This is a genomic window from Inquilinus limosus MP06 (genome assembly GCF_000767795.1).
In the GTDB taxonomy this organism is placed as follows: domain Bacteria; phylum Pseudomonadota; class Alphaproteobacteria; order DSM-16000; family Inquilinaceae; genus Inquilinus; species Inquilinus limosus_E.
This window is the reverse complement of the sequence record NZ_JANX01000215.1, coordinates 1-9,365: the sequence shown is the minus strand read 5'-3', so window position 1 is coordinate 9,365 and position 9,365 is coordinate 1. Positions and strand designations below refer to the sequence as shown.

Here is a 9,365-nt window from a genome sequence, read left to right as displayed (position 1 = left end):
CCACGGCCATTGCCCCAGGCGGCGCAGCGAGTCGTCGTCGATCGCGACCACACGCACCGGCGCCTCGGGGTCGTAGACTCGCGGCGCCAGCCTCTGGAACAGGTCGAATCCCTGCAGACGCAGGGCCGCGACCGGCGCCGGATCCGCCAGGCGCAGCGCCGTCAGCCCGGCCAGGACCAGCAGCCCCGGCAGCGCCAGGGCGAGGCGGCGCCACAGCCGGCGCATCGGGTCAGGGCGCTCCGGCGTCGGCGATGTCGGCCAGCGCGTCGGTGTCGCAGATCACCATCGCCCCGTCTTCCCGGCGCAGCAGCCCGTCGGCTGACCAGCGGCCGAGCTGCAGGTTGACCTTCTCGCGGCTGGCCCCGATCAGCTGGCCCAGGTCGCGCTGCGACAGGTCCAGCGGCAGCAGCATCTCGCCATTCTTGCCGCGGGAGCCGTGGGCCTCGGACAGGGTCAGCAGCAGCCGCGCCAGCCGCGACGGCAACGCCATCAGCGCGACGCCCTCCAGCTGGTCGCTGGTGCGCCGCAGCCGGTTCGACAGCAGCTCCAGCAGCCGGATGCAGGCGTCGGGCGAGTCCAGCAGCACCGGCAGCATGTCGCGGCGCTCCAGGATCAGCAGGCGGCAGGGGCCGAAGGCGACCGCGTCGGCGCTGCGGCCGCGGCCGTCCAGGAGGGACATCTCGCCGAAGATCTCGCCCGGCTCGAGGATGGCCAGCAGGATTTCGCGCCCCTGCGGCGATGTGAGGCGCAGCGCGACGCGGCCGGAGACGACGATCATCAGGCTCGTGCTCTCGTCGCCGCGCAGGAAGATGGTGTCGCCATCCTCGTGGCTGCGCTCGACCAGCCGGGCGGCCAGGGCATCGCGCTGGGCCGGGGAGAAGGCGGTGAAGAATGGGGTCTCGGACAGAAGGCGACGCTTCTCCGCCAGGGGAACGCTGGCCACTGACACTCTCCTGCCTGGACTACGCTAAGATAAGGGCTGTCTCCCGCCACGGGAAGGCCCGGTTGCGCCGCGACATGACCTGGGTAACACCGGACGGCCCCGCGCCGAACCATCATCTCTCCGAAGGGAGATCGCGATGACACGTCTTTCACGCACCGCCGGGTTCGTCCTCGCCTGCCTGCTGCTGCCGGCCGCGGCCCCGGCGCAGGACCGCCCGCAGATCGGCCAGGTCGACCGGCTGGAGCCGGCGGCCGGCGCCTACTACCAGGGCCAGGACCGGCTGCTCGACCCGGCCTCGCCGGTGTTCCTCGACGACACGCTGTGGACCGGCCCGCAGTCGCGGCTGCAGGTCAAGCTCGACGACGGCACCGAGCTGTCGCTGGGGCCTGCGGCGCGCCTGCTGGTCGACCGCTTCGCCTATGGCGGGGCCGATGGCGGCGCGACGCTGGCGCTGCGCCGGCTGCAGGGCGCCTTCAAATTCGTCGGCGGCGGGGTCGAGAAGGTGCCTGGGCACAGCCTGTCGATCGAGACCGGGGTGGCCACGCTCGGGGTGCGCGGCACCAGCTTCTTCGCCGGGCCGATCGACGGCGCCTTCGGCGTGCTGGTGATCGAAGGCTCGGTCGAAGTGTCGACCGATGCCGGCTCGGTCACGCTCGGGCCCGGCGAGGGCACGGCGGTCACCAGCCGCAAGGAGCCGCCGGGCGAGGTCAAGCGCTGGCCGGCCGAGAAGGTCCGGCGCGCGCTGGCGATGGTGGAGGTCCGGTAAAAGAGATGGACGCTAGAGGGATACAGCCCCCTTAGCTGTCATGCCCGGGCGTGACCCGGGCATCCAGGAATGTCGATGCCGCTCCAGGTGGCCCCTGGATTGCCGGGTCAAGCCCGGCAATGACAGTGGGTGGGGCCGAGAACGGGACGACTGTAGCCTTACAGCCCGAGGTCGCGCTTGATCTCGGCCAGCACGGCGCAGGCCTTGTTCGGGTCCTGGGCGCTGATCGAGGGCAGCGACTGGATCTTCTTCGAGATCTCGGACAGCTTGTCCTCGGGCAGCGACCCGTCGCGCACCTTCGAGCCCCAGGCGGCGACCACGGCCGCGGATTCGGCGTTCACGTCGCAGGATTCCGCGGCCAGGGCAGGCCCGGCGGCGAGGGCGAGGAGGGCGGCGGTCAAGGCGAGGCGGCGCATTCCGGTCTCTGATCTGCGGCGCAGCGTCGGGGCTGCAGCGGGAAGAATCGCGGCCAAGCATGGCGAGATCAAGGCCGGCACACCCTTCCGGAGCCGGTCCGGTTGCGCTATGACACGCCCATTCCCCACGGGGTCTTGGAGAACCGTAGATGGCCGAGCACGCGTCGTTCCGGAAGGATTTCCCGGTGTCCTGGGAGGAGCTGCACCGCAACGCCCGTGCCCTGGCTTGGCGTCTGGCGGAGCTGGGGCCGTGGAAGGGCATCGTCGCCATCACCCGCGGCGGGCTGGTGCCGGCGGCGATCCTGGCGCGCGAGCTCGACGTCCGGCTGATCGACACGGTCTGCGTCTCGACCTACGACCACCAGGATATCCGGGAATCCAAGATCCTGAAGCCGCCGGTGGAAGGCGACGGCGAGGGCTGGCTGATCGTCGACGACCTGGTCGACACCGGCCGCACCGCCCGGGTGGTGCGCGACCTGCTGCCGAAGGCGCATTTTGCCACGGTCTACGCCAAGCCGGCCGGGCGGCCGCTGGTCGACACCTTCATCACCGAGGTCAGCCAGGACACCTGGATCTTCTTCCCCTGGGACATCGAGTACCGCTACGCCGAGCCGATCGCCGAGATCCGCCAGAAGCGCTGAGGCCGCCATGCCGATCCATTTCGAGGCGTCGGAGCTGGCGGACCGCCGCCGCCGCGTCTGTGCCGAGATCGCCGCCCGCGGCCTCGACGGCCTGCTGGTGTTCCGCCAGGAGTCGCTGTACTGGCTGACCGGCTACGACACCTTCGGCTATGTCTATTTCCAGTGCCTCTGGCTCGGCGTCGACGGCCGGATGACGCTGCTGACCCGCTCCGCCGACGAGCGGCAGGCCTATTTCACCTCGGTGATCGAGGATGTCCGGGTCTGGGTCGATCGGGCGGGGTCGGAGCCGGCGGACGACCTGCTGAAGATCCTGGACGAGTATGACGCCCGCGGCGGCCGCATCGGCGTCGAATGGGACGCCTATGGCCTCACGGCGTCGCTGGGCTTCCGCCTCAAGGCCAAGCTCGACAGCTACGCGACCAACGAGGACGCCTCCGACCTCGTCTCCCGCTTCCGGCTGATCAAGAGCCCGGCCGAGCTGGTCTATGTCCGCGAGGCGGCGAAGCTGGCCGACGCCGCCTATGACGAGGCGGTGAAGCTCACCAGGCCCGGCGCCTTCGAGGGCGACATCCTGGCGGCAATGCAGGGCGCGGTCTGGCGCGGCGGCGGCGACGACCCGGCCAATGAGTTCATCATCGGCTCCGGCCCCGGCGCCCTGATGTGCCGCTACTTCACCGGCCGCCGGCACCTGTCGGCCGAGGACCAGCTGACGCTGGAATTCGCCGGCACCTACCGCCACTACCATGCCTGCCTGATGCGCACGCTGCTGGTCGGCAAGGCCTCGCCGGAGCACGGGGCGATGCACCGGGCGGCGGTCGAGGCGCTGGAGGCGGCGAAGGCGGCGCTGAAGCCGGGCCACCCGATCGGCGACGTGTTCGACGCCCATGCCAGGGTGGCCGACGCCGCCGGGCTGCGCCACGCCCGGCTGAACGCCTGCGGCTATTCACTGGGCACCACCTTCGCACCGAACTGGATGGACTCGCCAAGCCTGTCGATGTTCTTCCACGGCAACCCGACGCTGGCGGCGCCCGGGATGGTGTTCTTCATCCACATCATCCTCTACGACAGCGACCGTGGCCTGGCCATGACCTCGGGCCAGACCGTGCTGGTCACCGACACCGGCTGCGAACCGCTGACCCTGGCGCCGACCGAGCTCGTCGTCGCCTAGTCGTGGGTCTCGCCTGACAGCGGCGTCGCCAGCATCGAGGGGCGGCGGCTGAAGGCGTCGAACCAGGCGGACAGGCGCGGCCGGCCGGGGCGGAAGGCCGGCAGGCCGCGGAACTCCAGCCAGCTCAGCGCCGTGGCCAGGGCGATCTGGCCCAGCTCGACCGGGCCGTCGAGATCGGCCTCGCGCTCGACGAAATCGTAGCCCGCCTGCAGCTTCGCCGCCTGGCCCTCGGCCAGGGCCGGATAGCGCAGCGCCTCCGGCCGGCGCTCGGTCTCCCAGCGCAGGGCGATGCCGGCATCGGCCAGGCCCTGGGCCAGGGCCTGCAGCCGCAGGGTCAGGGCCCGCGCCCGGCCGGCGGGCGGGATCAGCTTCGGCCCGTCATGCAGCCCGTCCAGGTGGTCGCAGATGGCGACGCTGTCGAACAGCGCCAGCCCGTCGGCGCAGATCAGCACCGGCACCTTGCCCAGCGGATTGGCGGCGAATACGGCGTCGTTGCGCCGAGTCGGGCTGGTCTCGTGGTGGATCACCTCGATCCGCCCGGCGAGGCCGGCCTCATGCGCCATCACCAGCACCTTGCGGGCATAGGGGGAATGGGTCTGGTAGAGCAGCTTCATGGGGAGGTCCCGACGCGGAGTGGAGTTGCCGTGACCCTATCCGCCCGCCGGCGCGAGGTGCGCGCGATGATCGCGTATCAATGCAAGATTTTTGCGTCAGCCGATCCGGCCGACCTTCATCCGCGGGTCCAGCAGGTCGCGCAGGCCGTCGCCGATCAGGTTCAGCCCCAGCACCGCCACGGCGATGGCCACGCCGGGGAACACCGCCTGCAGCGGCGCCTGGGCCAGCAGCGTCTGGGCATCCAGCAGCATCTTGCCCCAGCTGGCCTGCGGCGGCTGGGTGCCGAGGCCGAGATAGCCCAAGGCCGCCTCGGCCAGGATGGCGATGGCGAACTGGATGGTGGCCTGCACGATCAGGGCGTTGGCCATGTTCGGCAGCACGTGGCGCAGCGCGATGTCCAGCCGCGACCGGCCCAGCGACTGGGCGGCGCGGACGAAGTCGCGGCCATAGACCACCAGGGCGGCGCCGCGCGACACCCGGGCGAAGACGGCGATGTTGAAGATGCCGATCGCCAGGATGGCATTGACCGCGCCGGGGCCCAGCAGGGCGGTGATCAGGATGGCGCTGAGCACGGCGGGGAAGGCGAAGGTCAGGTCGACGGCGCGGCCCAGCACCTCGTCGGTCCAGCCGCGCCGGGCCGCCGCCCACAGGCCTAGCGGCACGCCGAGGACGAGGCCGATGGCGACCGCCACCACCCCGACCGCGACCGAGGTGCGGGCGCCGACCATGATGCGGGACAGCGTGTCGCGTCCCAACTGGTCGGTGCCCAGCCAGTGCAGCAGGCTCGGCGTCTGCAGCTTCTGCGGGATGGCGATGGCGTTCGGCGCGTAGGGCGTCCAGAGGAGGCTGAGCAGCGCCATGCCGATGAAGACGGCGCACAGCGCGAGGCCGAGGACGAAGCCGCGATGGGCGAGGAGGCGCAGCATCGGCGTCACCCCGCCTGCTTCGGCCGCGGGTCGATCACGGCATAGACGACGTCGACCAGGAAGTTCACCGTCACGACGATGGCGGCCAGCAGCACCACCACGTCCTTGACCACGATCAGGTCGCGCTGGGCGATGGCCTGGAAGGCCAGCCGGCCCAGCCCGGGCAGGGTGAAGACATTCTCCACCACCACCGCGCCGGCCATCAGGAAGCCGAACTGCATGCCGACGATGGTCGCGACCGGGATCAGCGCGTTGCGCAGCACGTGGCGGCGCAGCACCTGGCCCTTCGACAGGCCCTTGGCGCGGGCGGTGCGGACATAGTCCTCGCGCATCGTCTCCAGCATCGCGGAGCGGACGATGCGGGCCAGGATCGCCGCCTCGGTCAGCGCCAGGGCCACGGCCGGCAGGATCAGCGCGTACAGCGCCTGGCCCCAGCCGGCGGACCAGCCGGGGAAGCCGCCGGCGCCGAACCAGCGCAGCTGCAGCGCGAAGGCCCAGATCAGCATGATGCCGACCCAGAAGCTGGGTACGGCGAGGCCGAGCTGGCTGAACCCCATCACCCCCCAGTCGCCGACCCGGTTGTGCTTCACCGCCGCCAGCATGCCGAGCGGGATCGCCAGGGCGGTCGACAGCAGCAGGGCCAGCAGCGCCAGCGGCGCCGTCACCGCCAGCCGGTCGCCGACCAGCGTCGCCACCGGCATCTTGTAGGTGTAGCTGGTGCCGAAATCGCCGGTCAGCGCGCCGCCGGCCCATTCGAGGTAGCGGACCGGCGCCGGCTTATCGAGGCCCATCTGGCTGCGCAGGGCGGCCAGAGTGTCCTCGCGCGCCTCGGTGCCCAGCATCAGCAGCGCCGGGTCGCCGGGCAGCACCTCCAGCACCGTGAACACCACGACCGAGGCCGCGAACAGCGTGAACAGCAGCGTCAGCACCCGCCGCGCCAGGAAGCCGATCATCCGGCGCTCCAGGCTGGGGAGAGAAGCCGAGAGTTTTTCTTAGTCCCCCCTCCCCTTGCGGGAGGGGGTAGGGGAGGGGGTTGTCGATCGAAGAGTGCCGATGTCGATGGTCTGTCGCTGCTTCCAGTCTGCGTGAGAAGGGCGGCTTCGGCGGCGCAAACCCCCTCCCCTGCCCCCCTCCCGCAAGGGGAGGGGGGACTCGATTTGCGCTGGCGGCCGGTCATTCCGCCCAATAGGCCTTGGTCATGTCGTTGGCGGCGATCGGGCTGTTCTTCCACATGCCCAGCAGCTTGGCGTTGCGCACGCCGGTCTTGGCCAGCTGGAACAGGAACACCGCGGCCTCGTCATCCGACAGGATCTGCTGCGCCTGCTGGTACAGGGCTTTCCTCTGCTCCGGGTCGACCGTGCCGTTCAGCTGCTGGATCACCTGGTCGAAGGCCGGGTTGTCGTAGCCGAAATAGTACTTGTCCTTGCCGCGGGCGTAGATGTCGATGTCCAGCGCCTCGGTGTGCGAGACGATCGTCATGTCGTAGTCGAAGCCCTTGAACACCTGCTCCAGCCACTGCGCCCACTCCACCGGCACCAGCTCGACCTGGACGCCGATCTCGGCCAGCTGCGCCTGGATGATCTCGCCGCCGCGGCGGGCATAGCCGGGCGGCGGCAGCTTCAAGGTCGCCTTGAAGCCGTCGGGATAGCCGGCCTCGGCCAAGAGGGCCTTGGCCTTCACCGGGTCGTAGGGATAGGCGCCGGTCAGGTCCTTGTAGGCCGGGTCGTAGGGCGCGAAATGGCTGCCGATCGGGATGCCGTAGCCGAACATGGCGCCGTCGATCAGCGCCTGCCGGTCGATCGCCATGGCCAGGGCCCGGCGCACCTTGACGTCGTCGAACGGCTTGCGGCGCTGGTTCACCGCCATCACTGTCTCGCCGGCGGTGGTGCCGATCTCGACCGCGAAGCGCGGATCGGCCTTGAACTGGTCCAGCGTCTCGGGCGCCGGCATGTTCGGGAAGGCGTCGATGTCGCCCGACATCACCGCGGCCGAGGCCGCCGCCGGGTCGGCGACGAAGCGGAAGACCAGCCGGTTCAGCTTCGGCTTGTCGCCGGCATAGGCGTCGGTGCGCTCCAGTGTGACATGGTCGCCCGGCACCCATTCGACGAATTTGAACGGACCGGTGCCGATCGGGTGGGTGCCGTTGTCGGCGGCGGTGTTCGGCGCCACGATCAGCGCCGCCGCCTGGCCCAGATGGAACAGGAACAGCCCGTCCGGATGCGACAGTGTGATCACCACCTGGTCCGCCGCCGGGGTGTCGACCGACTTGATCGGCTCGAAGAAGGCCTTCTGCGGGTTGGTCGAATCCGCCGCCCGGGCGCGGTCCAGCGAGAATTTCACCGCCTCGCTGTCGAATTTGGTGCCGTCATGGAAAGTGGTGCCGCGGCGCAGGGTGAAGGTGTAGGTCAGCCCGTCGTCGGAGACGGTCCATTCGGTGGCCAGGCCCGGCTGCACCTGGCCGGCCTCGTCGATCCGGGTCAGCCCCTCGAACAGGTTGGCGTAGACCACCTCGGCGATGGCCGCGGCGGCGCCGCCGGTCGGGTCCAGGTTCGGCGGCTCCAGCACCATGCCGATCACGGCCTGGTCCTTGGCGGCCAGCGCCGGCGTCGCGATCAGCCCGACCGCCAGAACGGCGGCGGCGAGCATGCCCCTCATCCCCATCGTCGTCTCCCTGTTCGGCCGTGCCGTTGCCGGCCGGCGCGAATCCCGGCGCTTCGCGTTCGCCGCGGATGATGGCAGCCCCGCCGGGGCGGGTTCAAGGCTTGCCTTGGTGCTTTCGGGTCGTCGGATGAAGGGCAAATCCTCTCTTCTTTGTCATTGCCGGGCTTGACCCGGGCATCCAGAGAGTGTCGAGACCATCTGGATTGCCGGGTCAAGCCCGGCAATGACAGAAAAGTATGGGCCGATCTCACCTGACGGCGCCGTATTTCTCCCGCCAGCCCTGGTGCGGCCCCAGGGTTTCGGCATGCCAGACGCCGCGGGCGATGGCGCGGGCGACGCAGTCCGCCGCGATGGCGCCGATCCGGGCCAGCGCCAGGGCCCGTGTCTCCGGCAGCGGCACCGCGCCGGTGGCCAGGGCGAAGATCGTGTCGCCATCCATCGGCGTGTGCACTGGGCGGATGGCGCGGGCCAGCCCGTCCTGCGCCATGATCGCCAGCCGCTGCGCCTCGGCCTTCGTCAAGGCGGCATCGACCGCGACGATGCCGATCGTGGTGTTGCCGCCGGGCTCCGGCTGGGCCGAAGCCGGGTGACGGTACAGCACCGGCTCCGGCGCCGCCGGCCCGGTCGGGCGGTGCGGACCGCCGAACTCGCTGTCCTGCTCCCACGGCCAGGCCCAGAAGGTGCCGTCCGGCATGGTCACGGCGCCGACCGGGTTGGCGGCGACCAGCGCGCCGACCGTGACGCCGGTCTCCGGATCGAAGGCCGAGGCGGTGCCGAGGCCGCCCTTGCAGGTCGCGGTCTTGGCGCCGGTGCCGGCCCCGGCATTGCCCTGGCGCACCTCGGTGCCCGCAGCGTCGCAGGCGGCCAGTGCCAGGGCGCGATAGGGCGGGGTGCCGCCCCAGCCCTTGTCGCCGCCATTGGTCAGGTCGAACAGGATGGCGGCCGGCACGATCGGCACCCGGACGGAGCCGACCGGATGGCCGCGGTCGCGCGCCGCCAGCCAGGCGACCACGCCCGACGCGGCCTCCAGCCCGTGGACGGAGCCGCCGGAGAGCACCAGCGCGTCCACCGCCTCGACCAGGCAGGTCGGGTCCAGCGCGTCGGTGTCGCGGGTGCCGGGACGCCGCCGCGGACATCGACCGCGGCGGTGCAGCGCAGTCTCCGGCAGCAGCACGGTCACGCCGGTGCGCGCCGCCATGTCCTCGGCCTGGCCGACCGTCAGGCCGGCG

At 71.0% G+C, this 9,365-nt stretch carries 11 protein-coding genes; 3 read left to right on the top strand and 8 right to left on the bottom strand.

Translation table 11 applies throughout. The features are described from left to right. Both P409_RS17275 and P409_RS17270 read right to left on the bottom strand, forming a co-directional pair. A partial coding sequence (locus P409_RS17275) for a CHASE2 domain-containing protein (RefSeq protein WP_034840064.1) occupies positions 1 to 225 on the bottom strand: 225 nt, incomplete at its 3' end. A gap of 4 nt (positions 226 to 229) precedes the next feature. Next, on the bottom strand, positions 230 to 943 hold the full coding sequence (locus P409_RS17270) for a Crp/Fnr family transcriptional regulator (RefSeq protein WP_052120818.1): 714 nt from the start codon (positions 941 to 943) through the stop codon (positions 230 to 232). A gap of 136 nt (positions 944 to 1,079) precedes the next feature. Between P409_RS17270 and P409_RS17265 the strand changes: the two genes are divergently transcribed. Beyond that, on the top strand, positions 1,080 to 1,709 hold the full coding sequence (locus P409_RS17265) for a FecR family protein (protein WP_034840061.1): 630 nt from the start codon (positions 1,080 to 1,082) through the stop codon (positions 1,707 to 1,709). A 158-nt stretch (positions 1,710 to 1,867) separates the two neighbouring features. On the opposite strand, the gene P409_RS17260 is transcribed toward P409_RS17265, so the two are convergent. Continuing rightward, entirely contained in the window at positions 1,868 to 2,125 is a 258-nt protein-coding gene (locus P409_RS17260) for a hypothetical protein (RefSeq protein ID WP_034840056.1), read from the bottom strand. 149 nt (positions 2,126 to 2,274) lie between these two features. Here P409_RS17260 and gpt point away from each other — a divergent pair, with 149 nt between their 5' ends. Continuing rightward, a complete protein-coding gene (gene gpt / locus P409_RS17255) occupies positions 2,275 to 2,766 on the top strand; it encodes a xanthine phosphoribosyltransferase (protein ID WP_034840051.1) in 492 nt (163 codons plus the stop codon). 7 nt (positions 2,767 to 2,773) lie between these two features. Then, positions 2,774 to 3,934, top strand: a complete 1,161-nt coding sequence (locus tag P409_RS17250) for a M24 family metallopeptidase (RefSeq protein ID WP_034840048.1) — start codon at positions 2,774 to 2,776, stop codon at positions 3,932 to 3,934. Here the strand turns inward: P409_RS17250 and P409_RS17245 are convergent. The 5 genes from P409_RS17245 to P409_RS17225 form a co-directional block, all read right to left on the bottom strand. Beyond that, the gene (locus P409_RS17245; protein ID WP_034840044.1) at positions 3,931 to 4,548 is read right to left on the bottom strand and encodes a glutathione S-transferase family protein; all 618 of its coding nucleotides are present in this window, start codon (positions 4,546 to 4,548) and stop codon (positions 3,931 to 3,933) included. The genes P409_RS17250 and P409_RS17245 overlap by 4 nt on opposite strands. A 96-nt stretch (positions 4,549 to 4,644) precedes the next feature. Continuing rightward, positions 4,645 to 5,475 (bottom strand): ABC transporter permease, encoded by an 831-nt coding sequence (locus tag P409_RS17240; protein ID WP_052120822.1) that lies wholly within the window; start codon positions 5,473 to 5,475, stop codon positions 4,645 to 4,647. A 5-nt stretch (positions 5,476 to 5,480) separates the two neighbouring features. Next, a complete protein-coding gene (locus P409_RS17235; protein WP_034840036.1) occupies positions 5,481 to 6,428 on the bottom strand; it encodes an ABC transporter permease in 948 nt (315 codons plus the stop codon). 220 nt (positions 6,429 to 6,648) lie between these two features. Then, positions 6,649 to 8,121, bottom strand: a complete 1,473-nt coding sequence (locus tag P409_RS17230) for an ABC transporter substrate-binding protein (protein ID WP_238578710.1) — start codon at positions 8,119 to 8,121, stop codon at positions 6,649 to 6,651. Between the two features lie 262 nt (positions 8,122 to 8,383). After that, the coding region (locus P409_RS17225) for a P1 family peptidase (RefSeq protein WP_034840029.1) at positions 8,384 to 9,365 on the bottom strand (982 nt) is incomplete at its 5' end.

Coding starts and splice junctions, on each gene's coding strand:
- P409_RS17250 (WP_034840048.1), top strand. CDS start 2,774: ATGCCGATCCATTTCGAGGCGTCGGAGCTGGCGGACCGCCGCCGCCGC.
- gpt (WP_034840051.1), top strand. CDS start 2,275: ATGGCCGAGCACGCGTCGTTCCGGAAGGATTTCCCGGTGTCCTGGGAG.
- P409_RS17245 (WP_034840044.1), bottom strand. CDS start 4,548: ATGAAGCTGCTCTACCAGACCCATTCCCCCTATGCCCGCAAGGTGCTG.
- P409_RS17240 (WP_052120822.1), bottom strand. CDS start 5,475: ATGCTGCGCCTCCTCGCCCATCGCGGCTTCGTCCTCGGCCTCGCGCTG.
- P409_RS17260 (WP_034840056.1), bottom strand. CDS start 2,125: ATGCGCCGCCTCGCCTTGACCGCCGCCCTCCTCGCCCTCGCCGCCGGG.
- P409_RS17235 (WP_034840036.1), bottom strand. CDS start 6,428: ATGATCGGCTTCCTGGCGCGGCGGGTGCTGACGCTGCTGTTCACGCTG.
- P409_RS17230 (WP_238578710.1), bottom strand. CDS start 8,121: ATGCTCGCCGCCGCCGTTCTGGCGGTCGGGCTGATCGCGACGCCGGCG.
- P409_RS17265 (WP_034840061.1), top strand. CDS start 1,080: ATGACACGTCTTTCACGCACCGCCGGGTTCGTCCTCGCCTGCCTGCTG.